The organism is Cobetia sp. L2A1 (assembly GCF_009796845.1).
Lineage (GTDB): Bacteria > Pseudomonadota > Gammaproteobacteria > Pseudomonadales > Halomonadaceae > Cobetia.
Window position 1 is genome coordinate 282334 of sequence record NZ_CP047025.1, and the last position, 23764, is coordinate 306097.

Sequence of the window (23764 nt, forward strand, 5' to 3'; positions counted from 1 at the left end):
CAGCTTCTTCTTGCGGGCTTGCCGATCTGCTTGATCTTTTCTTCCCCTGCTTTTCCTCTTATCCCAGTGGACACTGAAATGACTGATTCTGCCGCTCCCGAAAACTTCGCTCCTGCCAATGAGTCAGCGCGCCTGCCACGTGAGGATGCGCAGCAGACACGTCACCCCCGGATTGCCCCTTATGGTGGTCCGGCAGGAGGTTGGGGAGCGCTCAAGAGTGTGGGGCGGCATGTCACACACTCGAAGGCGCCGTGGAAGAGTGTGCGTTCATTGCTCAAGGCCAATCAGGATAAGGGCTTTGACTGCCCAGGGTGCGCATGGGGGGATCCGGAGCATGGCTCGTCCTTCGAATTCTGTGAGAACGGCGCGAAAGCGGTCGCTTGGGAAGTGACTGCCAAGCGTGTAACGCCGCGCTTCTTCAAGCAGCATACCGTCAGTGAATTGCTGGAGTGGGATGACTTCATGCTTGAAGATCAGGGGCGCCTGACCGAGCCGGTGCGCTATGACGCCGCCAGTGACCGCTACGTAGCGATTGGTTGGGGGGAAGCCATCGATATCATCGCTACGCATCTTGGTGCGCTGACCTCGCCGAATGAGGCGCTGTTCTATACCTCGGGGCGGGCCAGTAATGAGGCAGCTTATCTTTATCAGCTGTTCGTGCGCTTGTTCGGCACCAATAATTTCCCGGATTGCTCCAATATGTGTCACGAGGCCAGTGGTGTCGGGATGAAGGCCAGTCTTGGCGTCGGCAAGGGCACCGTGCTGCTCGAGGACTTCGAACACGCTGATGCCATCTTCGTGTTTGGTCAAAACCCCGGCACCAACCATCCGCGCATGCTGGGGGATCTCCGGCGCGCCTCACGGCGTGGTGCGAGAATCGTCAGCTTCAATCCGCTACGTGAGCGCGGGCTTGAGCGTTTTGCTGACCCGCAGTCACCGCTGGAGATGATGACGTTCTCTAGTCAGACCATCAGCTCGCGCTACTATCAGCCGCGCATGGGCGGTGATATGGCGGCAGTGCGCGGCATGGCCAAGGCGCTGTTTGCGCTTGAGGAAAAGGGCGAATTCACGCGTGCGCGTGGCTTTATCGACGCCTATACACAGGGTGTCGAGGCCTGGCAGGCGGTAGTGGAATCCACGTCATGGGGCGCTATCGTCGATCAATCAGGCCTCTCCCGTCAGGAATTGGAAGAGGCCGCAAAGCTCTATGCTGGTGCCGAGAATGTTATCTGTACCTGGGCGATGGGGATTACCCAACACCTGCACGCAGTCGATAGTGTGCGTGAGATCGTCAATCTTCTGCTGTTGGGCGGGCACTTCGGACGCCCGGGCGCAGGCGCCTGTCCAGTGCGCGGGCACTCCAATGTGCAGGGGGATCGCACCATGGGCATTGACGAGAAGGCACCGGCAGCGCTGATCGCAGCACTGGAAGCGCGTTATGGCGTAACGATGCCGCGTGAGGCCGGCTTCAACACGGTCGAGAGCCTCGCCGCGCTGGAGGCGGGCAAGGTAAAGACCTTCATTGCACTGGGCGGCAACTTTACCCGCGCGACACCGGACAGTGAGCGCACCGAGGCTGCCATGCGTCAGCTCACGCTCAATGTTCAGATCAGCACCAAACTCAATCGGAGCCATCTGGTGATGGGTGAGCAGACCGAGGCGCTGATTCTTCCCTGTCTCGGGCGCAGTGAGATTGATCGCTCGGGATCTGTTGCCTCCCAGCACATCAGTGTCGAAGACTCGATGTCGATGGTGCATTCCAGCGCCGGCATCAAGGCACCTGCGAGTGATGGACTGCGCTCAGAGCCTGCCATCATCGCGGCGATTGCGGGTGCGACCCTGGCGCGCGTGCTGCCGGCACGTGGCGTGAGTGACCCGGTGAACTGGTCAGCACTGGCGGAAGATTACGATCTGATTCGTGACGAGATTGCAGCCGTCATTCCAGGCTTTGATGAATTCAATGCGCGCCTCGCACACAAGCGAGGCTTCCATCTCGCGAACCCGGTACGAGCGCTGACATTTCCGACCGCCAGTGGCCTGGCCGAGTTTGGGCATGCCGCATTGCCAGAGGCTGTGATTCACCAGCAACAAGCGCGTCGCGAGGGCTGGCTGACATTGCAGACCATGCGCAGTCATGATCAGTACAACACGACTGTCTATGGCTATAACGACCGCTATCGTGGCGTGTCTGGTCAACGTCGGGTGATCTTCATCAATGCGCAGGATTTGGCGCGACTCGGGTATTCGAACGGTGACTGGGTCGACATGCTGGGTGAGCCGCGCCCTGATGGGCATGAGCGCCGCGCACCTCAGTTTCGATTGGTCGAATACGATATACCCACTGGCTGTATCGGGGCGTACTACCCGGAAACCAATGTGCTGATAGCGCTGGAAAGTCATGGCAGTGATACCGGCACGCCTTCCTCGAAAGCCGTCCCCGTTCGACTGGAACGCAGTACACGTATCGCCTGACGATATGGCGTTTGCGTTGTTGATGGTCATTACGAAAATCAGGGCGTTAACGATGCAACAAAGCCGTGCTGCGAGGCGACTCGCAGCACGGCTTTTGTACGCCTAGAATGTGCTTGGAATACCGTCATGGAATACCGCCCGCCAGCGCCGAGTGATCATGTCGCTGGCTTTGGCCGTGACTGACACTGATACCTGACACCACAGCCAAAGAGAGTCATTCATGCAATATCTGCACACCATGCTGCGTATCACTGATCTCGATGCCTCACTGCATTTCTTCTGTGATCTGCTGGGTTTCGAAGAAATCTCGCGCAAGGATTCAGAGCAGGGTCGCTTCACACTGATTTTCCTGGCTGCTCCGCAAGATGTCGAGCGTGCGCGTGACATGCAGGCACCACTGCTGGAACTCACCCATAACTGGGACCCTGAGGAATACAGTGGCGGACGCAATTTTGGCCATCTCGCCTATCGCGTCGAGAATCTCTACGCGACTTGCCAGTTCCTGATGGATAACGGCGTGACGATCAATCGTCCGCCACGCGATGGTCACATGGCGTTTGTCAAAAGCCCCGATGGTATCTCGTTGGAGCTACTGCAGCAGGGGGATGCGCTTGAGCCGCAGGAACCATGGACTTCCATGAATAACATTGGCAGTTGGTAATTGAATTTTAGTGAATATTGACGTGTTCATGAGCGTCGCATAAAGGGAGAGCGTTTATACGAGGTCTGCTGGTACATCCTCGGTGAGCGCTTATGATGTAGGAAGAATAGTAAGCCCCGGTGCATGGTGACCTGACTACTCATGCTCGGTCGTAATGGAGTGCAAGCGTAATAGTCGGCCAGCCGTGTACAAAAAATCGTCATGGTTGCTTCGCTGACGCGGCACACCATACTTTCGCTGTGCCGCGTAGATAGCGATCTGCGTGGAGAGTGTCCTGCTGGCAAGGATTGCCTGATGCTGAGTGTCATTCGTACCTGGTTACGCCATGAACCACGCTTGCTCGCGGTAGAGCATCGTCGTTTTTATCACGGCTATCTATGGGTTTATCTGATGCTTTTCGGGCTATTTGTCATGTGGTTGCCCTTTTTCAGCCTCCTCAAGGAACCTCGTCTTGCGTTCGCCAGTGGCATCATGATGCTGCTGGCGGTGATGGGCATCATGTTGCATCGCTATCATCAACTGACGCTTGCGCTGTCATTGATGCTGAGTGCCCTGACGCTGATGACATGGTTGTCGGTCTATTGCTTCGGTCACTCAGCAGGCTATGAATATTATTTCTTCATCGTGATGGCCGGCATCCATCTTGCGCCGCTACCTGGCAAGGTACGTGTGCTGGCGACACTGGTGTTGTTCAGCGCGGCAGTATCAGCCCTCTGGGTCTCCCCGCTGCATGCGAGTGATGGTTATATCGCCGTCTGGCTGATGCAGTCGACCAATCTCTTCGTTGTCTTCCTGCTGATGGTGACTTTTTTATGGCGGATGCTGGCACTCACCGAGCATTTCGAACGTCAGTACCGCAAGGATGCCAGTCGTGATGAGTTGACGGGGCTGCTCAATCGGCGACAGATACTCCGTCAGGCCGAGCGTTGGTGGCGAGATGAAGTCCCTTGCTCGGTGCTAATGCTGGATGCCGATCACTTCAAGCTGGTCAATGACCATCATGGCCATGCGGTCGGCGATGAGGTGTTGCGGCATCTGGGCCGGCTTTTGAACGCCACGTTACGTCAGGGAGATTGCGTGGGACGTGTTGGTGGCGAAGAGTTTCTGGTGATGTTGCCCCGTAGCGGGCGTGCAGAGGCGGTGTCTATTGCTGGTCGTATACGCTCACTGCTGGCCAGTTCCCCGCCGATATCTGCAGGACGCCCCATCCCGATGACGGTGTCGATAGGTGTCTCCGTCAGTCATGAGAGCGATAGTCTTGATGACTTGCTGCTACTGGCTGATCGGCGTCTCTATCATGCCAAGCGGACTGGGCGTGATCGTGTCGTATCGGGAGGAGAACGTGAAGAGGGTTCTCCTCGAGATGATTTTCGTTCAGCGGAGGCGGGGAGTGAAAAAAGCCCAGGAATCACGCCACAGGCCAATCTCGAGGTGGCGGGGAATCGTCATCACCCACAGGGAACATTTCCTGACGACCCTGTCAGAGGTTGAGGTGTTGAGCGAGGCATAGGCGGCTCCAGCTTGTTCCCGGCTACGGATCAGATCAAGACTCAGGCTAACGTGCGGCGGCGATCGAGTCTTTCAAGACTATGTTCTATATGGCTAGTTGCCGCGTGTGCCAGCGGCGTGCAGAGCACCCAGGGCAGTGCGGTCAGTGCAATGCTGAGCGAACCGAGATACACATCGCTGAACCAATGCGCCCCTACCATGATGCGTGGTGCGCTCAATATCACCACGAATATCAGGCTCCACAGTGCGATGTGACGTGGCGCGAAGGCGAGCATGTAACCTGCAAACACCATCAGCATCAATCCGTGATCACCCGGGAAACTGTTGGATGCCGAGTCCTTGGTCTTGAACGAGACCAGTTCAGAGAGGTGCTGTGCATGGGCGAACATCCGTGTTGGGCTGGCATGTTCGTAACTGATGACGCGCAGGACGAACAGCGATATCAGACCCGCAGTCAGTAGCATGGTGATGCCAATACTCAGCCAGTGACGATAGCGGTGCGGACGCTCATCGGACAGCATTGCCCAGACGAAGAGTACGCCCATCATCAAAAAGGCAAAGGCATCAAAGGTGCGTGTGTTGAGCAGTCCCAGCAGCGTGTCCCAGTGCGGGTTGAGGGGAGAAATCAGCAGGTTGAAGCCCCAGAAGACATCACTGTCCAGTACAGCCCAGAAGTCCAGTGCCGGTATCCACCAGCAGGCCAGTAACACGAGGCCGATGGCATTCAAGACAAGCGGGCGTCGAAGGTGCATGTCATCATCTCCTTGAAAGTGAATGTGCGCGACAAGATGAGGGTGCGCAGGCGATAGCGCGAATGGCCCTCATGGATAGAGGGGAGTCTAATTTAAGACTCCCTTAAGAAACACTGTTTTACATCGCGTTGCGTGTGACAGGAAGTTGCATCTGGCGCGCCCGAAGCGACTTGCGGATGCATCACGTTACTTTCGGATACTGGCGGAAGCGGTCAGCAGGTGGAGTTCATTGCGATGCTTGCAGTGAGGGGGCGTACTGCGCATTATTATTGTCGTTGCGACGGCATCCTTACCTGTCTCATTACTTGCTTGTCGACTCCGGCACCTGCTCCAGTACCTGCTCCAGTACCTGCTCCAGTACCTGCTCCAGTACCTGCTCCAGTACCTGCTCCAGTACCTGCTTGCCAAGATCCACGAGGAATTTGTTCATGACTGTCCCGGCTCGTCATCTATTGCCCATGCCTCTAGTGATCAGCATGTCTCTGTTGCTTGGCACATTGTTGTTGGGAGGCTGCGCTGCCATGTCCACGGAAAGTGACAATCGTAGTGGGCTTACATCGTCTCAAGTCCCTGCTCTGGTGGGCACGCAGTGGACATTCTCTGCGACATCCTCAGACGAGGAAGCGCCGAACTTTCTGCTGCAAGCACCGAGTCAGGAGCAGGTGACCGAGGAAGAGGATGATCGTCTGCGATTGGTCGGCAGTAATGGCTGTAACCGCTTGCTGGGGCCGGTGACGTTGGATGAGTCACAGCAGACGCTGGATATCGGTCCGCTGGCCTCCACCATGAAGATGTGTCGCAATCCTGAACAATCCAATGCCTTCAATCGTATGCTGGAAGAGGCGGCCAGCTATCAAGTGACTGGCAGTGGTGATGGCGCTCGTTTGCAGGTCATGGACGCCGCTGGCCAGCGGCTGGCGTCTTTCATCCCGGTTGAAGCGGTAGTTGAGTAAGCGAATACGCCGAGTTTGCGCCTGTTGAAGTTCGCGCCAGACCAGAAAGCCCCCGCACCTTACGGTGCGGGGGCTTTCTGTTACTGCTGAGCGCTTTTAATCAACTGAGCACTCTTGGCAGAGCACTTTGGATCGAGTGCTCTTCAGCGCTAGCACCTGACGCTAAAGCACTTAGCCCTAGAGCGCTTCGATCTTGACGCACTGGCTTTCCAGCAGGGCCAGCTCAGCCTGTGCATCGGCCAGCTTGGCACGCTCTTTCTCGACCACATCGGCCGGTGCACGCCCGACGAATTTCTCGTTGCCGAGCTTGTTCTCCAGACCAGTGATGACCTTGAGCTGCTTCTCGTGCTCCTTGTCGAGACGCTTGAGCTCGGCATCCTTGTCGATCAAGCCGGCCATCGGTACCAGTACTTCCAGCTCACCGACGCGCTGGATGGCAGACATTGGCGCTTCATCGCCAGCAGCGAGGAAGGTAATGCTTTCCAGACGGGCCAGCTTGGAGAGGAATCGACGATTGGCTTCCAGTCGCTGATCGTCGCCAGTAGCACCATGCTGCAGGAAGACATCCAGCGGCTTGCCCGGCGACAGATTCAGTTCGCTGCGAATGTTGCGTACCGCAATGATGATGCCCTTGAGCCATTCGATATCGAGAATGGCCTGCTCATCAATACGGTCTGCTTCGGCCTGTGGCCACGGCTGACTCATGATGCTTTCGCCTTCGACCGGCTTGCCGGCGTAGGGCGCGATCCGCTGCCAGATCTCTTCGGAGATGAACGGCATCATCGGGTGAATCAAACGCAGGATGGTCTCCAGCGCGCGCACCAGCGTGCGGCGCGTACCGCGCTTGGCCTCGACACTGGCATTTTCGTCCCACAGCACCGGTTTGGACAGTTCCAGATACCAGTCGCAGTACTCGTTCCAGATGAACTCGTAAAGCGCCTGGGAGGCGTGGTCGAAGCGGAATTCTTCCAGTGCGCGCGTGACTTGCTGCTCGGTCTGCTGCAGGCGCGCGATGATCCAGCGATCGGCCAGTGACAGCTCGACGGCCTCACCGTTGATACCGCAATCCTGGTCTTCGGCATTCATCAGCACGTAGCGCGCGGCGTTCCACAACTTGTTACAGAAGTTGCGGTAGCCATCGAGGCGACCCATGTCGAACTTGACGTCGCGACCGGTTGACGCCAGTGATAGCAGGGTATAACGCAGTGCATCGGTGCCGTGCGGCTCGATACCTTCCGGGAACTCGTTGCGCGTCGCCTTGGTGATGGCCTTGGCCAGCTTGGGCTGCATCATGTTGCCCGCGCGCTTCTCGACCAGCGCATCAAGATCGATACCGTCGATCAGATCGATGGGGTCGAGTACATTGCCCTTGGACTTGGACATCTTCTGGCCTTGGCTATCGCGCACCAGTCCATGCACATAGACCTTGCGGAATGGCACTTCACCCGTGAATTTGAGGGTGAACATGATCATCCGCGCGACCCAGAAGAAGATGATATCGAAGCCGGTGACCAGCACGTCGGTGGAGTGGAAGGTCTTGAGCTCTTCGGTATCTTCCGGCCAGCCAAGTGTGCCAAAGGTCCACAGTGCGGAGCTGAACCAGGTGTCGAGCACGTCCTCGTCCTGACGCAGCGCGATCTCGGCACCCAGGCCGTTCTCTGCGCGCACTTCTTCTTCGTTGCGGCCGACGTAGACGTTGCCGTCGTTGTCGTACCACGCTGGAATACGGTGGCCCCACCACAGTTGACGCGAGATACACCAATCCTGGAGGTCACGCATCCAGGCGAAGTACATGTTCTCGTAGTTCTTCGGTACGAACTCGATGTCGCCATTCTCGACGGCTTCAATGGCCGGACGCGCCAGCTCCTCGACGGCCACGAACCACTGGTCAGTCAGCAGCGGTTCGATGATGTCGCCGGAGCGATCGCCGTGAGGCAGAGTGTTGTTGACGGCCTCGACCTGCACCAGCAGGCCCAGCGCGTCCATGTCGGCGACCAGCTTCTCGCGAGCGACGAAACGATCCATTCCAGCATAGGCTGCCGGTAAGGTGGCATCTTCGTCCGGCTGCGGGCGACCCTGCAGATCGAAGATCTCGGCGCGCTCGAGGATGGTGGCATCCTGGCTCATCACGTTGATCAGCAGATGGCCCTGACGCTTGCCGACTTCATAGTCATTGAAGTCGTGCGCCGGCGTGATCTTGACGCAACCGGAGCCCTTTTCGATGTCGGCGTGTTCATCGGCAACGATGGGGATACGACGACCGACCAGTGGCAGATCGATGAACTTGCCGACCAGACTCGCGTAGCGCTCGTCCTTCGGGTTGACGGCGACACCGGTATCACCCAGCAGGGTTTCCGGACGCGTGGTGGCGACGACCACATAGTCCTTGCCATCGTCAGTCTTGACGCCATCGGCCAGCGGATAACGGAAGTGCCAGAAGCTGCCTTGCTGATCGCGGTTCTCGACTTCGAGGTCGGAAATCGCGGTGTGCAAGGTCGGGTCCCAGTTGACCAGTCGCTTGCCACGATAGATCAGGTCTTCCTTGTGCAGGCGCACGAAGACTTCCTGAACGGCCTTGTAGAAGCCGTCATCCATCGTGAAGCGCTCGCGGGTCCAGTCGATGCTGGTGCCCATGCGACGCAGCTGGCGGGTGATATTGCCGCCGGATTCTTCCTTCCATTCCCAGATCTTGTCGGTGAAGGCTTCACGACCCAGGTCATGACGGGTCTTGCCTTCTTCGGCGGCGACCTTGCGCTCCACCAGCATCTGGGTCGCGATACCCGCGTGGTCGGTGCCTACCTGCCACAAGGTGTTGCGCCCCTGCATGCGACGCCAGCGTACCAGGGTGTCCATGATGGAATCCTGGAAGGCGTGGCCCATGTGAAGGGAGCCAGTGACATTGGGCGGCGGGATGACCAATGAGAAGCTCTCGCCCTGGCCTGACGGCGCAAAGCGATTCTCGGATTCCCAGCGCTCGTACCAGCGCGTCTCGATGGCGTTCGGTTGGTAGGTCTTGTCCATGGGTCTGCAAATGATCCGGTTGGGCGGGACGTCCCGCGCCGGCTCAATGAGCGGGGCAGCGCAGGCAGAAAATGGGCTCGATTATAGCGCTGCTGGTGTCGGGCGTCATTCGTGATGCGGGAAGCATCGTCATCTTGCTGCGCGTCTTGCATGGCTCGCCACAGATAAAGTAGACAATATCCACGCAGCGATGCCGTATCCTGTCGTTTTCCAGAGACCAATGCACCGGTGATGTGTTGCCATTTGTCAGTTTCGTTCGCTTTTGTCGTGGAGTTGCAATGTTCAAGCCATCTACATCGGATGCATCGCCTCGTCCGACCCGTCGCTGGGTGTGGAATGAACTGTTGCGTCACGCACTAGTACCACTGCTGGTGCTGGAAGTGGCGCTGCTGGGCTGCTATCTGGTGCTGCACTGGCTGGTATCCGGGCAGCAGGAGGCGACGCGTAGCGAGCTGGTCAATACTCAGATGGCGCAGTTGACTCACTATGAGGCAGAGCACGTCAGCCTGCTCGTCAACGATTGGCGTACGGAAGTACGTCAGTTGGCACGGGCGACCTTGCGGCACCTGGATGCCCCCGTTGATGGCACCCAGCGTGAGCGTGAATTGAATCGGCATCAACGGGACAAGAATGGCACTTTCTATGCCTTGAACAGCGATGGTGGTGCAGGCTCCTATTATTCATCGCTGGTCCCGGGCTATTTGCAGGACCTCGACAAGGTAGTGCGTCTAGCGACGATGGACTCCTTGATGAACGACATGCTCGCGTCGCGCTCCGATCTTCGCCAGATCTGGTTTTCCAGCTATGAAGGCTACTTTCGGGTAGAGCCGTGGAGCGATACCTACAAGAACTTCACGCCCGGGGTCGATCTCACCAGTTATGGCTTCTACTACCTCGCAGATGACCGCAACAATCCCACGCGTGACGCGGTGGTGACACCGGCCTATCAGGATCCCGTCGGCGGTGATTGGCTGGTGTCGACGCTGATGCCCGTGCATCGCGGCGATTTTCTGGAAGGCGTTGTCGGTATTGATGTCACGCTGGATGTGCTGGTAGAGCGCCTCGAGAGCGCTGCTCTCCCCTGGGGGGGCTATCTGGTGCTGGTGAGTGGCGATAGCGTGCTGGCCATGCCGCGGAGCGGAGCGCCGGATTTCGGGACTTATGCCGTGCCTCGAGTAGCGCCCATGCCGCTGCCACGTGATCGCTTTCTCGACACTGCGCACGATCAGGTCCGCTCTCCTCAGATGGCGCGTCTGTTGCGCAGTATCTCCGATCAGCCGCAGGGTGTGCGCCGCATGGCACTGCTGTCGGGCGAGCGTCTGGTGGGGTGGTGGTCGGTGGAAGGAACTGACTGGCGGCTACTGGCGGTGGTGGACCCACAGCAGGTCGACAGCGGCATCGAGATTTGGAACGTACGCTTCAATCAGTTGGGCTACGTGATGCTGGTGGGTTTGATCGTCTTCTTTTTCGCGTTACTCGTGATGATGCGTTGGCGAGCTGAGGCGATGGCCGCCACATTGTCAGAATCACTGGCACGGCTCAGTGATATGGCGATCAGGATTGGCCGAGGCCAGCCGGTGGTTCGCGAGCGTTTTCTGCTACAAGAGCTGGACCAGGCTGGCGAAGCATTGCGAGAAGCAGCGCTGCGGCGCGATCAGGTTGAACTAGAGCGTGCGGAGGGGGCGCGTCATGTCGAAATGGTCATGGCTGCGTCTGGTGATGCAACCTGGCGCTATGATTTCGAGCACGATGACCTCTATTTCCACGAGAACTTCTTTCTGATGCTGGGACTGCCGATGCGTACGAGGATGCATCTGGCCGATATGGACGCCATGATGCATCCGGAAGATCTGGTCGGCATGTTGGAAGCCCGCTGGCGAGTCATGCATGGCGAGAGTTGGGCTGAAGCACGAGATGTGCGTTTCCGACATGCGCAAGGCCATTGGGTATGGGTGCAGATACGCGGGCAGATAACGCGCCGTGATCGTGATGGACGCCCCTTGCGCGGCACCGGGCTGGCACTGGATATCCAGCGCCACAAGCAGTCGCTGCAATTATTGGAAGATGCCCGCGATAGTGCTACCGAGGCTAGCCAGTCCAAATCGCGCTTCTTCTCAAGCTTCAGTCATGAAATCCGCACACCCCTCAATGCCATCATGGGCTTTACTGAGCTGCTGTCTGAAGAGTCAGCGCTGACGCGTGAGCAGCGCCGCTATGTGGATGAGGCGAACCATGCCACGGGGCAGTTATCAGCATTGATCGAGGACGTGTTGCAGATGTCGAGTCTGGAGGCCGGTGAGCTACCTCTCGACTGTCAGCCGATGTCGGTAGGCCAGCATCTGCCTCGTATCGTCGGGCAATATCAGCCTCGTCTCATGCAGACAGGACTGACGCTGACGCTTGCACTGGAAGCCTCGACGACATGGTTGATTGCTGACAGGCGCAGGCTTGATCAAATCATGGGCAACCTGATGGAAAATGCCTTCAAGTACAACCGCGCAGGTGGCTGGATCCGTATTGCCATTGGCCAAGGCCTCAGTGAAGACGGACGCGAGATGGGGTGGGTCGAGGTGGCTGATGGGGGCTTCGGGTTTGATCCGACCCAGGCCGACCAGCTGTTTCTGCCATTCTCACGGCTCGGGCGGGAAGATTCAGGGATTGAAGGCACTGGGCTGGGGCTGGCTCTGTCACGTGAGCTGGCACGCCGTATGGACGGCGATATCACCGCAGATAGCGTCTTGGGTGAAGGTGCTCGCTTCCGAGTGTGGCTACCGCTGGCGGATGTCAGCGTGCATGAGCGCATCGTGCAAACAGCCTGGTCGGCTGATCGTGTGCTACCAGTACCGTGTCGCTGGCTAGTGATCAGTACCCGCGCGGAAGATAGGCTGCGTCTCGAAGTCATTGGCAGCCATATCGACAATCTGGAGATCATAGCGGCCGGTAGTGCTGCCAAGGCATTACGACTGGTGCGGGACGTCAGCCCATGCCTGGTACTATTTGGCCATGTCCCTGACATGAACGTGTCAGCGCTCTTTGCAGAAATTCAGCGCATGCCACGCGATCAGCCACTATGGGCGGTGCGTTTGGGGCCGCGTGACAGCGGAGAGGAGCAATCCGGATTGCCAGAAGCCTTCTTCGATACAGGAGAGAGTCCGCCGACCATTCCCGATATAGAGCGCTGGCTTGACTGGCTGATGAAGAATTTCCGGCCGCAGAGCTAAGGGGCTCAGCTGACGCCCTTGAGCTGATGCGAGCGCACTGCGTAACCGCGTGACTTGTAGGTACGCCAGCATTCACGCTTTGTCACCAGTACATCCTGATGCTGATTGATGATTTCAGCGACGCGCTCGAAGCGTGAGAACCATTCGGGAATCTCGGGATGCAGGTTGAGCAGTGCTTCGATGCCTGGTGCTGGCGCCTCCTGCCAGCCAATGGTGATGGGCGGACGTGGTACGTCATCAGCATGCTCAGCATCACGTGCAGCCGCTTCCAAATCAATCTCCAGCGCATGGGGCACGAAGCTTTCCGGACGAAATTGCCACAGGTGCTCATCGAACTGACGCGCCATGGCTTCGTCTTCGACATGCACGTGTAGGCGAAAGCCCTTGGCATGGATGGTCTCGGCCAGTCGGCAGGCGAATTCCAGCCGGGCTTCCAGCGTGGTGTCAGGCAGGATGTAGAAGTCGATCTGGGTCATGGGGCACCGTCGAGCAGAAAGGTCACGATCAGGCATGCAGGATACCGCACTCACGGCATGCCTTCGACGCTAAACATGTCGCGGGTCGCTTCAAAGGGATGCCATTCGCGGAGGCTGCCGCCGTTGTCTGAAACACGAAGGCCCGCCTCGAGAGAGGCGGGCCTTCGTGTTGATACGAGTACAAGACAGTACTGGATCTTGTCCGACAGGAGATGCGCTCAGACCATCACGCCAGTCGCGTCATCCAGCCGCGGGTGTCTTCAGCACGACCATATTGCAGATCGAGCAGCTGGCTGCGCAGACGCATGGCAACATCGCCTGCATTGGCAGTCAGATCGAGACGACCCTCTTCACTGGCCAATTCACCGACAGGCGTGATGACGGCTGCAGTGCCGCAGGCAAAGACTTCAGTGATCTCACCCGAAGCAATGCCCTCACGCCATTCGTCGATGCTGATCGGACGCTCTTCCGGCGTCAGACCAAGATCGGTCGCCATGGTCAGGATGGAGTCACGCGTGACGCCTTCCAGAATGGTGCCGGTCAGGCGCGGCGTGACCAATCGACCATCCTTGAAGACGAAGAACAGGTTCATGCCGCCTAGCTCTTCGACCCATTTGTTCTCTGCTGCATCGAGGAAGACGACCTGATCACAGCCATTGGCCGTGGCTTCGCTCTGTGCGGCCAAGGAGCCGGCGTAGTTGCCGCCGCACTTGGCAAATCCCGTACCGCCAGCAGCAGCGCGGTTGTAGTGCGAAGACAGCCAGATGGAGACTGGCTTGATGCCACCCTTGAAGTAGGCTGCGACCGGTGAGGCGATCACGTAGTAATCGACTTCACGCGATGGGCGCACGCCAAGGAAGGCTTCGCTGGCGATCATGAATGGACGCAGATAGAGGCTGCATTCATCGCTGGCGCTGGCCGGTGTCGGGACCCAGCTGCTGTCTTGTGCCAGCAAGGCCTTGAGCGAGCCGACGAAATCTTCGTCGCTTAGTTCCGGAAGTGCCAGACGGCGTGCGGAGTTGCGGAAGCGCGTAGCATTCTTCTCGGGGCGGAAGGTCCACACCGAGCCGTCTTCGTGGCGGTACGCCTTGATGCCTTCGAAGATTTCCTGAGCGTAGTGCAGCACAGAGGCAGCAGGGTCAAGCATCAGCGGACCGTAAGGGCGTACTTCATGGCCATGCCAGCCACCGTCGACGGTCCAGCGAACATGTACCATGTGATCACTGAAGTGACGGCCGAAGCCGGGGTTGGCAAGAATGGTGTCACGAACGGCAGCATCCGTCGGTTGTGTGGACGTGCGGACGTCGAAGCCTTTGGTCACGTGAGTGTCTCCGTAGCAGCGAGACCCCCGGCGCGAGACGCTGGGGGTCGATCATTTTTATAGGCTGTCCGGGCCAGCGGCGTCATACGATGCGCCGGCCCGAGTTCCTCAACGCTAGCACGCTATCGAGAGCATGCGAAGCCTCAGTCAGTCTCTTCCTGCGGGGTATTGAGTTCCGCCTCGCGATCCAGCAGATACTGGGTCAGCAGGCCAACTGGACGACCGCTGGCACCTTTCTGCTTGCCAGACATCCAGGCGGTACCGGCGATATCCAGGTGCGCCCATGGGAAGGTATCCGCGAAGCGGGACAGGAAGCAGCCCGCGGTGATCATGCCGGCCTCGCGCCCGCCAATGTTGGCGATATCCGCGAAGTTGGAATCCAGCTGGCTCTGATATTCATCCCACAGCGGCATGTGCCATGCGCGGTCCCAGGACTCTTCGCCAGCGTCGAGCAGATCAAGCGCCAGATCATCGTCGTTGGAAATCAAACCGGTGGCGTGGTTGCCCAGTGCAATGACACAGGCACCTGTCAGAGTGGCGATGTCGACGACACTGGCCGGCTCGAAGCGCTCGGCATAGGTCAGTGCATCACATAGCACCAGGCGGCCTTCGGCGTCGGTGTTGAGGACTTCGACGGTCAGACCCTTGAGCGTCTTGATGATGTCGCCAGGCTTGGTGGCGCGTCCGTCTGGCATGTTCTCGGCGCTGGCCACGATACCGATGACGTTGAGCTTGGGCTTGAGGGCCAGCACGGTACGCATGGTGCCAAACACGCTGGCGGCGCCGCCCATGTCGTACTTCATCTCGTCCATGCCAGCACCCGGCTTCAGGGAGATACCGCCGGTATCGAAGGTGATGCCCTTGCCGACCAGCACGTGTGGTGCTTCGTTTTCGTCTTCTGCGCCGCGATATTCCATCACGATCAGACGGCTCGGCTCTTCACTGCCACGGCCGACAGAGAGCAGCGACAACGCGCCCAATGCTTCCAGTTCTTCCTCGCCCAGCACGGTGACCTTGAGGGCACCCTCAGAAGCCGCGCCCAGCTGCTCGGCGCGTTCACCCAGGTAGGTCGGGGTGCAGATGTTGCCCGGCAGGTCACCTAGCGTACGTGCTTCATTGACGCCGTTGCCGATGGCGGCACCGATGCGCAAGCCCGCTTCCAGTTCAGCCTGCTTGCTCTTGTCGGCACTAACCACACTCATATGAGTCAGACTGACAGGCTTGCCCGGCTTGCTCTTCATTTCGGTGAAGCGATAGGCGTTGCGCAGGGTGCTTTCGGCAAGCATGCGTGCCTTCCAGTCAGCGTCGCGCAACTCGATGCTCAGCTCGTCGACACCGGCAAAGGCAGCGTCTTCAATCGGCAGCTTGAGCAGTGCAGTCACGGCGGCGTCCAGGCCGCGCTTGAAACGGCTCTCGTCGAGCTTTTCTTCGCTGCCAAAGCCAGCCAGCAGTAGGCGTTGAGCGCCGAGGCCCGGTGCGAAAGGTACCAGTAGGGTGTTACCCAGCTCCGGTTTGAAGTCGCCGCGCTCGATCAGCTGAGAGATCAGTTTCTCGCTGGCATCGTCAAGGCGTGCAGCGGCGCCGGTCAAGTCGCCGTCGAGAACAGGTACCACGACACAGGCAGTTTCAAGCTTGGCCGGATTGGCAATGATTACAGGAAATTCCATGACAACTCCACGCGCGCGAATTAGAGAGATACGAGAGTAAAAGACACCGTCAGGCTGATAAGGTCAAACTGGCTGCGGTATCCGAGGGTCAGTGTCTGGATGGGGGCGCAAATGCGCAATGACAAGCACTCGCGATAGTCGCCCCATTACGCTCAACAAGAAAGGCCATTGCAATGGAGGAGCCGCGACAAGCTCGCATGCTTTCTGGATAATGCGTTCACATGCATCACCTGACGCCTGATCCCATCCAGTGCCGTCATGCCAGTGTACGCAAAGGCTGCTTGCCATGCATGAGGGCGAGAATGCCTTTATGTGATTCGTTCCATTCATTCACCGGCTATCATCGTTCAGGTCAACACGCTCGGCTACGGGCGGGAAACAGGAGTTCCATTTGATCATCTTCCGCTACCTGACTCGCGAGATTCTCACCACCATGTCCGCCGTGGCCGGGGTGCTGATGCTTGTCATCATGGGCAGCCGATTCATCCGCTACTTCAGTGATGCGGCGGAGGGGGATTTCCCGGCGTCAATTCTCGGTAGTCTGATGCTCTATCACCTGCCTGGCTTCTTCGAACTATTGCTACCGCTGTCGTTCTTCCTCGCAGTACTGCTGGCCTTCGGGCAGCTGTACATGAACAGTGAAATCACCGTGCTGGTCGCCTGTGGCGTCGGGCCGGAACGCCTGTTGCGTGTCACGTTGCTGCCTGCCTTGCTGGTCACGGCACTGGTGGCGGCGTGTAGCCTCTATCTAACGCCGGCGGGTGCGCTGAAGAATGAGTTGATATTGGAGCTGCAGAAACAGAAGACCGATTTCTCGGTACTTGGATCAGGGCGCTTTCAGAATATCGGGAATCGTACGGTCTATGCCGAGAGCATGAGCGATGACAATAGTGAGTTGAACAATGTCTTCATCGCCGAACGTGGTGACAAGGGTGCCTCCAGCACCGCCGACGGCGAACCGAGCCAATCAGTGATTCGCGCCAAACGGGCCTTCCAGGAAGTCAGTCCGGAGACCGGGAGTCGCTATCTGGTACTTGGTGATGGCACGCGCTATGCGGTGGAGCCAGGCAAGGCTATCGCTCAGCGATTGGGCTTTGATCGTTATGGAGTACGAGTCACCGAAGGGCAGGACGCCGCGAGCCTGAAGGAGGATATCGAGCTTGCGACGACCGCCGAACTGATGGCCACGGACACGCCTGAAGCCAAGGCGCAGTTGCAGTGGCGCATCTCACTGCCACTGATGGTGCCTATCCTGATGCTGATCGGTCTGCCGCTCGCGCGCGTCAATCCTCGTCAGGGCCGCTTTGCGCGCTTGCTGCCCGCCATCTTCGTGCACATTACCTATTTGAGCTTGCTGATCGCGGCGCAGAACGCCGTGGGTTCCGGTAAGTATCCTGCTTCCATTGGCCTGTGGCCCATTCACGGCGTCTACTTGGCACTCGGCATCTGGCTGAGCTGGCGCGACAACCGCGGAGGTGGCCGCTGATGCTGCTTGATCGTCTCGACCGTTATATCGCGCGCAATGTGCTGGTAGCCATGCTGGTGGTGCAGGTACTGATTCTCGGGCTCGACCTGATGATCACCTACATCAATGATCTGGGAGATGTGGAGGGTGATTACGGTGCCCTGCAGGTGCTTATCTATCTGTTGATGCGCCTGCCGTCGCGCTTCTACGAATTCGTGCCTGTTGGCGTATTGCTGGGAGCGCTGATCGGGCTGGGCAGCATGGCGTCCAGCAATGAGCTGACCATCATGCGCGCAGCAGGCCGTTCACTGACACGTATTTTGCTGGGCGTGATGAAGCCGCTAGGACTAGTCATCGTGATCACCATGGCGATTGGCGAGTATGTTGCGCCGGTCACTGAGCTACATGCCGATGCCTGGCGTGCCGAGAAGCAGCAAGGTGCTGGTGCCGTGTATGCCGAGGGAGGGGGCTGGCAGCGTGAGGGCAACAACTATTATCGCTTTGGTTCGATCAGAAGTGACGATGTGGTGCTCAATGTTACCCGCTATCGCTTTGACGATGATCAGCACCTGAGTCAGGCGCTCTATGCCAAGCGCGGTGTATGGGAGGGTGACCAGTGGACGCTGGAAGGTGTGGAGACCACCACCTTCGAAAGCAAGGACGGCGAGCCGTCAGCCACCGTCACCGCGCAGGAGGATTCACGGCAATGGGACACGAGTCTCACGCCAGACTTGCTCAAGCTGGTGATCACCGAGCCCAAACAGCAGTCGATATCTGACCTGTGGCGTTACGCCAGTTACCTGAAGGAGCAGGGGCTTTCTACCAATCAGCCATTGCTCTACTTCTGGCAGAAGATTCTGCAGCCATTGACGCTGGCAGCACTGGTGTTGGTCGCTGCCTCCTTCGTGTTTGGCCCACTGCGCATGGTGGCGGCAGGTACGCGGGTGTTTTATGGCATTGTCGTGGGCTTGCTGTTCAAGTATTTGCAGGATCTGTTGGCGCCCGCTTCGGTAGTGTTTGGCTTTGCACCGATCTGGGCTGTACTGGCGCCGACATTGGCTTGTTATGTGATCGGCCTGCTATTGATACGCCGCAGTGGTTGATTCGGGCCGTGCAGGACGGCGATGCTTCGCGCAGGACGGCGTAGCGCCCGCAGGATTGGTGCGCCGGTTGGGAGGGCTGGTCTACGATACCTTCCTCATTCTGGCGCTACTGATCGTGCTTGGCTTCGTCGGCGTGGCTGTCAACGACGGTGAGGCCAATCAGTCACCGCTGTTCCGCTCGCTGTTGCTGGTCGCCATGTTCGCTTTCTTTGCCTACTGCTGGAGTCGTAGTGGCACGACATTGGGCATGCAGGCGTGGCGGCTCAGAATACAGACGCCAGAGGGTTGTGCCCCTACTCTGACGCAGTGCCTGATTCGCTTTCTGGTGGCGGGGCTTTCATTGGGGTGTTGCGGATTGGGCTACGCATGGCAGCTATTGGATCACGAGCAACGCAGCTGGCAGGACATTGCTTCCGAGACACGGATCGTGGTGGTGCCTGTGCGCGACAAGCGCACCTGAATCGTTCAGGCGTTGTCGCGTGACATTGAAGCGGTATTGAGCCAGAAACAAAAAGCCTCGCCAGTCGATGACTGGCGAGGCTTTTGCGTCTCGAGACGTTTGCTTGCTGATGCTGGCGGAGATTACCCCGCTGTCAGCGGAGCAGTTTAGACGCCCAGCAGGCCATCGAGACGGGTGATGATGCGCTCTACGCTCGCCCGTGACACTACCAGGCTGTCTTCTTGCGCTGCGGCTTCCGGCAGCTCACGAGGCAAGTCGATGACGGCAGTCCCCATGCCTTCGAAGCGGACACCTTCGCGGTACCGCACGAAGGACAGCTGTCCGATCGGGCGCTGGCCATCGTGATCAAGGCGTGCCAGGCGAGTGAAGGCACTGACGGTATCCAGCACGGGTGCGCTGGTCAGCGGCAGGTGGGTCAGACGCCATGACAGCCAGTCATCCACGACCACGGCTTCATCGCGCAGGGTTGCGAACCAGTGGCGCACTTGATCAAGGCGATAGCGTGCACGACCCTGCTTGTCTAACCACAGTACGTCGGCACTCGCTTGGCGCGGGCTTTCCAGTTCACCTGGCAGATATAACCAGGCTTCGGTCAGCCGTTGTAGAGCGCCCGGCAGTGGCTCATCCAAAGTACGGTCACTGAGCGCGTCAAGTGCACCGTTCAGGTCGCCCTGGTCGGCACTGGCGCCAGTGTTGGAGTAGCCGACGTTATAGCGCCACACACGGTCGGAGATTTCCTGGGTGACCACATGATCCTGCGGCAACGCGATATGGTTCATCAGTTCACGAGCATTGCAGCTTTCATCCACCAGCCCTTCGCGGCGCGCTTCACGATACAGGTTGCGCAGTAGCGGGTTGAGCGGCAGGCGGTGATGATCACCGAAGCAGATACCTGCATCCCGAACGGCATCCAGGTTCAATGGCAGATGAGAAGTGGCGTGATGATCGGCAGTAGCGAGTAATGAAGACATCAGGTTCAGGCTCCTTGCAGAGTGGCGATACCAGGATTGGCAGAAACGGAAACAGCAGATGGATTCAGGCCGGTCACGGCGTCAGCATCATTCCGCCCATCATCGGCATGCCGATGGTGAGGATGGCGGTGCTGGTGTGCATCGACGGAATCTCTTGTTGTGTCCTGTTCATATGCTTTTCCTGATTGCCTGGCTGGCCGTGGCAGTCATTTGCCTCAACGACATATGACGCATATACATGCGCTTGTCGGATGGCCAACCGGAATTGCCAGTGCATGGCAATTTATTATGTTTTATTGCCTTTTTTCTGCCCTGTTCATAATCGAGCGTTATACATATTAGCGATACTGCCCAAAATCGCAACCCTGATTCATGGATTTACACGGTATCCTGGCATATCACTGCGTACGTTTTGAGATGAGGGAATGGCTCATGGTCCGCGTGACTCAGTGCTTGGCGGCAGACTTGTTCATACGGCGCCCTCTTTCTGCTACGTAACGGATTTTTGACGTGTGCAACACCATTGTCGTGGATGGCGTGTGCCAGGGTGCCTTGTTGGACGTGTGGTCCTTCAAGGTGGATCAAGCGCCATGGAAGAGGAAAGGTAGAACTCAGGGAAAATACAGTGCGTGTAAGTGACTGACTTTGCATGGGAATGAGAATTTTTTGCAGTCAGGTGTTGCGCATCTTTCTGCGAATCATTTACATTTGTCTCACTAGGAGCGATGAGGTGAGCCATGTACGTCTGTCTGTGCAAGGGTGTGTCAGACCACAAGATCCGCGAAGTCGTGCAGCAGGGAGCGCGTAGCTTTCGCGAAGTCCGTGAGCAGACCGGATGTGCGACCCAGTGCGGGAAATGTGCCTGTATGGCCAAGACCATCACGCGTGAGGCCGTGACGCGTGAAATGATGCCGTCAGAAGATCTCGCTTACGCCGTCTGATTCATCGTTCTGCTTTTTATCGACGTCCTTATTGAAATGCCCACGGCCAGGTCAATTGACCTGGCCGTGGGCATTTTGGTTTGCGCGCACGTACTACGCTTTATTCTCACTTGACAACGCGGATACCAATCCTTCCCATTTGCGCCTAAAAGTTGTTAACTTGTTGCCATGTCTCGAAAAATTCATGTAATTGGGTCATACTTGCCTGACATGAAAGCAGGGTATTTTTGATAATACCCTGACGGCATCCTGACACTGGCCTCGTGCCGGTAAGCCAATACAGACTCGAGAGGAATGGCGATATGAAAGGTGATCCCAAGATCAATGAACATCTGAACACGATACTGGCCAATGAACTGGTCGCCATTAACCAGTACTTCCTACATGCGCGCATGTACAAGGACTGGGGTCTCAAGCGTCTGGCCAAGTGGGAATATGACGAGTCCATCGAAGAGATGCGTCACGCTGACACCCTGATCGAGCGCATCCTTTTCCTGGAAGGCCTGCCTAACCTGCAGGACCTCGGCAAGCTGCGTATTGGCGAGAACACCAAGGAAATGCTCGAGTGCGATCTGGCGCTGGAGCACCAGGCACATGGCGACCTCAAGGAAGCCATCGCTTATGCCGAGCAGGTACGCGACTACACCTCGCGTGATCTGTTCCGCAAGATTCTCGATGATGAAGAAGAGCATATCGATCATCTGGAAACTGAGCTGGGCCTGATCGAGAAGGTCGGTATCGAGCTCTATCTTCAGAAGCAGATTCACCACGAGATCGACTGATTCCGTGTCGGCGGCTTTTGAGCCGTGACAGGAACGAAAACGCCCCCGCTGCCATCGGCAGCGGGGGCGTTTTTTTGCAGTGTGGCTACACCTGCTTACTTGCCCAAATCATTGATCAGCAGTGCCTCGACGGCAGCGATGCGTGCCTTGAGGCTTTCCGCATCGGCTGCCAGCACTGTGACATGACCAATCTTGCGCCCCGCACGCGGCGCCTTGCCATAGTCATGCAAGCGAGTGCCGGGCACAGCCAGTACAGCATCACGTTCTGGCATGCGGCCGATGATATTGAGCATGGCACAGGGCGACAGCAGGCTTGTTTCTCCCAGCGGCATACCCGCGACGGCTCGCAGATGATTCTCGAACTGGCTGGTGACCGCACCCTCGATACTCCAATGCCCCGAGTTGTGCACACGGGGTGCAATCTCGTTGGCCAGTAGGCGGTGTTGCCCAGCGCCATCGGGAACCACGAAGAATTCAAAGGCCATCACGCCGACATAGTCGAGTTCGTGCATTACGTTGAAAGCAGCGGCTTCGGCCACATCCTGCAGCGGATGTTCTACCAGCGGTGTGGCGCAATGCAGGATGCCACTGCGGTGCTCGTTGCGAGACAGAGGCCATGCGCGGGTGTCACCGTCACGGCTACGCACGGCGATGACGGAGACCTCATGATCGAAATCGATGAAGCCTTCAAGAATCAACGGCACGTTGCCCAGTTCTTCGAAGGTGCCTGCGACATCAGCCATGTCGCGAAGGACTTTCTGGCCCTTGCCGTCATAGCCCAGCGTGCGTGTCTTGAGCACGGCAGGCAGCCCGATAGTCGCTACGCCAGCGTCAAGATCTGCCTGGCTGTCGACTAGCGCCAGTGGCGGTACCTCGATGCCCAGACGCATGAACAGCGACTTCTCGCTCCAGCGATCACGTGCCGTATCGAGTGCCTTGGCGGGCGGATAGGTCGGACGGCTGGTCGCGAGGGTGGTCACGGCATCGGACGGCACGTTCTCGAACTCGAATGTGATGGCATCGGAAGCCGCCACCAGTTGCGCCAGTGCTGCGCTATCTTGCCAGTCGGCCTTCAGGTGATGGCCATGCGCACGCCCGCAAGGGTCATCGGATGGATCAAGAAACGTGAAGCGAGCATTCAGGGCGGCGCCGGCCTGAGCCAGCATACGGCCCAGCTGGCCAGCACCTACGATACCGAAGCGGAACGGCTGGCTCATGGCTTATTCGCCTCCGAGGGACAGGCTAGGCGCATCGGGGCGCGGGTCCGGATTGTCGAGTACACGATCAGTCTGTTCGGCGCGGAAATTTATCAGCGCGGTTCGGATAGCCGGGTACTTGTTGGCTAGCTGGCTGGCGGCGAGCAGTGCAGCGTTGATCGCGCCTGCACGACCGATAGCCAGAGTGCCTGTCGGAATGCCTGCCGGCATCTGCACGATGGAGAGCAGCGAGTCGACACCGGAAAGCATGCTGGACTGTATCGGCACGCCGAGTACCGGCAGCCAGGTCTTGGCGGCACACATGCCCGGCAGGTGTGCCGCACCACCGGCACCGGCGATGATGACCTCAAGGCCACGCTCCGCTGCGGTATCGGCATAATCAAACAGCAGGTCGGGCGTACGATGGGCAGAGACAACCTTGACCTCGTGCTCGATGCCCAGGGCTTCCAGGGTTTCGACCGTATGGCACATGGTCGCCCAATCCGATTTCGATCCCATGATGACACCAACCAGTGCGCTCATGCTTCCTCCGCTCTTGACGTGGTATGAACCAGCTCACAGCGCCCGCTACATGAGATGAGCAGCGCGCTGTGTGGGCGTGGCCGAGGCGGCGGGGCAGGTCGTGCCCATCACCGACTCAATGCGTATGTCTGGAAAAACAAGCGGCGCAGTATAGCACTGCCCCTGAAAGCCGGCATGTACCTGTCCGGTCGGTCAGCTTGTGAGGTAAGTCATTGATGATAATACATTCGCCAAGTCTGATATTTGTCTG

Annotated in this window: 19 protein-coding genes; 10 read left to right on the forward strand and 9 right to left on the reverse strand. The window is 58.2% G+C overall.

The window, feature by feature from the left end:
- Positions 1–78: 78 nt before the first annotated feature.
- The 3 genes from GQR90_RS01315 to GQR90_RS01325 all read left to right on the forward strand — a co-directional run bounded on the left by GQR90_RS01315 (position 79) and on the right by GQR90_RS01325 (position 4624).
- A complete protein-coding gene (locus tag GQR90_RS01315) occupies positions 79–2472 on the forward strand; it encodes an FdhF/YdeP family oxidoreductase (RefSeq protein WP_158772565.1) in 2394 nt (797 codons plus the stop codon).
- A 220-nt stretch (positions 2473–2692) separates the two neighbouring features.
- Positions 2693–3133 (forward strand): VOC family protein, encoded by a 441-nt coding sequence (locus GQR90_RS01320; RefSeq protein WP_158772566.1) that lies wholly within the window; start codon positions 2693–2695, stop codon positions 3131–3133.
- 294 nt (positions 3134–3427) lie between these two features.
- Positions 3428–4624: a GGDEF domain-containing protein gene (locus tag GQR90_RS01325; protein WP_158772567.1), complete on the forward strand. Its 1197-nt coding sequence runs from the start codon at positions 3428–3430 to the stop codon at positions 4622–4624.
- 59 nt (positions 4625–4683) lie between these two features.
- On the opposite strand, the gene GQR90_RS01330 is transcribed toward GQR90_RS01325, so the two are convergent.
- On the reverse strand, positions 4684–5394 hold the full coding sequence (locus GQR90_RS01330) for a phosphatase PAP2 family protein (protein ID WP_158772568.1): 711 nt from the start codon (positions 5392–5394) through the stop codon (positions 4684–4686).
- Positions 5395–5695: 301 nt separating this feature from the next.
- Positions 5696–5824: a hypothetical protein gene (locus GQR90_RS17725; protein ID WP_267902039.1), complete on the reverse strand. Its 129-nt coding sequence runs from the start codon at positions 5822–5824 to the stop codon at positions 5696–5698.
- Here GQR90_RS17725 and GQR90_RS01335 point away from each other — a divergent pair.
- Positions 5823–6347 (forward strand): META domain-containing protein, encoded by a 525-nt coding sequence (locus GQR90_RS01335; RefSeq protein WP_158772569.1) that lies wholly within the window; start codon positions 5823–5825, stop codon positions 6345–6347. The genes GQR90_RS17725 and GQR90_RS01335 overlap by 2 nt on opposite strands.
- 177 nt (positions 6348–6524) lie before the next feature.
- Here the strand turns inward: GQR90_RS01335 and GQR90_RS01340 are convergent, their stop codons facing one another.
- A complete protein-coding gene (locus tag GQR90_RS01340) occupies positions 6525–9368 on the reverse strand; it encodes a valine--tRNA ligase (protein ID WP_158772570.1) in 2844 nt (947 codons plus the stop codon).
- 278 nt (positions 9369–9646) lie between these two features.
- On the opposite strand from GQR90_RS01340, the gene GQR90_RS01345 reads away from it, so the two are divergent.
- Complete coding sequence (locus tag GQR90_RS01345; protein WP_158772571.1) at positions 9647–12589, forward strand: cache domain-containing sensor histidine kinase; 2943 nt, start codon at positions 9647–9649, stop codon at positions 12587–12589.
- Positions 12590–12594: 5 nt separating this feature from the next.
- On the opposite strand, the gene GQR90_RS01350 is transcribed toward GQR90_RS01345, so the two are convergent.
- The 3 genes from GQR90_RS01350 to GQR90_RS01360 form a co-directional block, all read right to left on the reverse strand.
- Positions 12595–13065 (reverse strand): DNA polymerase III subunit chi, encoded by a 471-nt coding sequence (locus GQR90_RS01350; protein WP_158772572.1) that lies wholly within the window; start codon positions 13063–13065, stop codon positions 12595–12597.
- 226 nt (positions 13066–13291) lie between these two features.
- Entirely contained in the window at positions 13292–14386 is a 1095-nt protein-coding gene (locus GQR90_RS01355; protein WP_158772573.1) for a branched-chain amino acid aminotransferase, read from the reverse strand.
- 143 nt (positions 14387–14529) lie between these two features.
- The gene (locus tag GQR90_RS01360) at positions 14530–16053 is read right to left on the reverse strand and encodes a leucyl aminopeptidase (RefSeq protein ID WP_158772574.1); all 1524 of its coding nucleotides are present in this window, start codon (positions 16051–16053) and stop codon (positions 14530–14532) included.
- Positions 16054–16444: 391 nt separating this feature from the next.
- Between GQR90_RS01360 and lptF the strand changes: the two genes are divergently transcribed.
- Genes lptF through GQR90_RS01375 form a run of 3 tightly spaced genes read left to right on the forward strand, consistent with a single transcriptional unit; the run spans position 16445 to position 19081 of the window.
- Positions 16445–17539, forward strand: a complete 1095-nt coding sequence (lptF, locus tag GQR90_RS01365; protein WP_158772575.1) for an LPS export ABC transporter permease LptF — start codon at positions 16445–16447, stop codon at positions 17537–17539.
- The gene (gene lptG / locus GQR90_RS01370) at positions 17539–18621 is read left to right on the forward strand and encodes an LPS export ABC transporter permease LptG (RefSeq protein WP_158772576.1); all 1083 of its coding nucleotides are present in this window, start codon (positions 17539–17541) and stop codon (positions 18619–18621) included. The genes lptF and lptG overlap by 1 nt, the downstream gene beginning before the upstream one ends.
- Complete coding sequence (locus tag GQR90_RS01375) at positions 18614–19081, forward strand: RDD family protein (RefSeq protein ID WP_158772577.1); 468 nt, start codon at positions 18614–18616, stop codon at positions 19079–19081. The genes lptG and GQR90_RS01375 overlap by 8 nt, the downstream gene beginning before the upstream one ends.
- 146 nt (positions 19082–19227) lie before the next feature.
- Here the strand turns inward: GQR90_RS01375 and GQR90_RS01380 are convergent, their stop codons facing one another.
- Complete coding sequence (locus GQR90_RS01380) at positions 19228–20052, reverse strand: hypothetical protein (protein WP_158772578.1); 825 nt, start codon at positions 20050–20052, stop codon at positions 19228–19230.
- 737 nt (positions 20053–20789) lie between these two features.
- On the opposite strand from GQR90_RS01380, the gene GQR90_RS01385 reads away from it, so the two are divergent.
- Positions 20790–20993 (forward strand): bacterioferritin-associated ferredoxin, encoded by a 204-nt coding sequence (locus tag GQR90_RS01385; RefSeq protein WP_158772579.1) that lies wholly within the window; start codon positions 20790–20792, stop codon positions 20991–20993.
- Positions 20994–21295: 302 nt separating this feature from the next.
- Positions 21296–21775: a bacterioferritin gene (gene bfr, locus GQR90_RS01390; protein ID WP_024952879.1), complete on the forward strand. Its 480-nt coding sequence runs from the start codon at positions 21296–21298 to the stop codon at positions 21773–21775.
- Between the two features lie 95 nt (positions 21776–21870).
- Here the strand turns inward: bfr and GQR90_RS01395 are convergent, their stop codons facing one another.
- Positions 21871–22992 (reverse strand): 5-(carboxyamino)imidazole ribonucleotide synthase, encoded by a 1122-nt coding sequence (locus tag GQR90_RS01395; RefSeq protein ID WP_158772580.1) that lies wholly within the window; start codon positions 22990–22992, stop codon positions 21871–21873.
- A 3-nt stretch (positions 22993–22995) separates the two neighbouring features.
- Positions 22996–23514 carry a 5-(carboxyamino)imidazole ribonucleotide mutase gene (purE, locus tag GQR90_RS01400; protein ID WP_158772581.1) on the reverse strand — a complete coding sequence of 173 codons (519 nt, stop codon included), beginning with the start codon at positions 23512–23514 and terminating at the stop codon, positions 22996–22998.
- Between the last annotated feature and the right edge of the window lie 250 nt (positions 23515–23764).

Coding starts and splice junctions, on each gene's coding strand:
- GQR90_RS17725 (WP_267902039.1), bottom strand. CDS start 5,824: ATGAACAAATTCCTCGTGGATCTTGGCAAGCAGGTACTGGAGCAGGTA.
- lptG (WP_158772576.1), top strand. CDS start 17,539: ATGCTGCTTGATCGTCTCGACCGTTATATCGCGCGCAATGTGCTGGTA.
- GQR90_RS01335 (WP_158772569.1), top strand. CDS start 5,823: ATGACTGTCCCGGCTCGTCATCTATTGCCCATGCCTCTAGTGATCAGC.
- GQR90_RS01360 (WP_158772574.1), bottom strand. CDS start 16,053: ATGGAATTTCCTGTAATCATTGCCAATCCGGCCAAGCTTGAAACTGCC.
- GQR90_RS01315 (WP_158772565.1), top strand. CDS start 79: ATGACTGATTCTGCCGCTCCCGAAAACTTCGCTCCTGCCAATGAGTCA.
- GQR90_RS01350 (WP_158772572.1), bottom strand. CDS start 13,065: ATGACCCAGATCGACTTCTACATCCTGCCTGACACCACGCTGGAAGCC.
- GQR90_RS01345 (WP_158772571.1), top strand. CDS start 9,647: ATGTTCAAGCCATCTACATCGGATGCATCGCCTCGTCCGACCCGTCGC.
- purE (WP_158772581.1), bottom strand. CDS start 23,514: ATGAGCGCACTGGTTGGTGTCATCATGGGATCGAAATCGGATTGGGCG.
- GQR90_RS01325 (WP_158772567.1), top strand. CDS start 3,428: ATGCTGAGTGTCATTCGTACCTGGTTACGCCATGAACCACGCTTGCTC.
- GQR90_RS01385 (WP_158772579.1), top strand. CDS start 20,790: ATGTACGTCTGTCTGTGCAAGGGTGTGTCAGACCACAAGATCCGCGAA.
- bfr (WP_024952879.1), top strand. CDS start 21,296: ATGAAAGGTGATCCCAAGATCAATGAACATCTGAACACGATACTGGCC.
- GQR90_RS01340 (WP_158772570.1), bottom strand. CDS start 9,368: ATGGACAAGACCTACCAACCGAACGCCATCGAGACGCGCTGGTACGAG.
- GQR90_RS01380 (WP_158772578.1), bottom strand. CDS start 20,052: ATGTCTTCATTACTCGCTACTGCCGATCATCACGCCACTTCTCATCTG.
- GQR90_RS01395 (WP_158772580.1), bottom strand. CDS start 22,992: ATGAGCCAGCCGTTCCGCTTCGGTATCGTAGGTGCTGGCCAGCTGGGC.
- GQR90_RS01330 (WP_158772568.1), bottom strand. CDS start 5,394: ATGCACCTTCGACGCCCGCTTGTCTTGAATGCCATCGGCCTCGTGTTA.
- GQR90_RS01320 (WP_158772566.1), top strand. CDS start 2,693: ATGCAATATCTGCACACCATGCTGCGTATCACTGATCTCGATGCCTCA.